Origin of the sequence: Pseudomonas fuscovaginae SE-1, assembly GCF_000364705.1 — a bacterium.
GTDB lineage: Bacteria > Pseudomonadota > Gammaproteobacteria > Pseudomonadales > Pseudomonadaceae > Aquipseudomonas > Aquipseudomonas fuscovaginae_A.
The window spans coordinates 1-324 of sequence record NZ_AQOH01000124.1; the positions used below are offsets into that span (position 1 = coordinate 1).

General features: G+C 52.2%; 1 protein-coding gene. It reads right to left on the reverse strand.

Translation table 11 applies throughout. The features are described 5' to 3' along the window. Positions 1 to 119: 119 nt before the first annotated feature. A partial coding sequence (locus K675_RS33630) for a hypothetical protein (protein ID WP_232434426.1) occupies positions 120 to 324 on the reverse strand: 205 nt, incomplete at its 5' end.

Genomic DNA, 324 nt, shown 5'->3' on the forward strand with positions numbered 1-324 from the left:
AAGCTGGCGTGTCTACCAATTTCACCACCTGGGCAGCATCTTCAGCGTTGCCGCTGTCGATGTGGCGCACTATACGGGCACTGTTTTGATCTGTAAACCCCTGTTTTGCTTTTAATAAATCATTTTTTGCCGGCAGGGGTGGGGGAGGGCTTTCCCACAGAGGAGGGCTGTCCTTCAGGGGACATCAATCCACCCTCGGGGCAGTCCGGAAGGGATGGTTTGGGAAATTCTGTCGGGCCAGAAACGCAAAAACCCGCTTTCGCGGGTTTTTGCAGAACTTCAGAATTTCTGAAGTTTGAAATTGGTGCCCAGGAGAAGACTCGA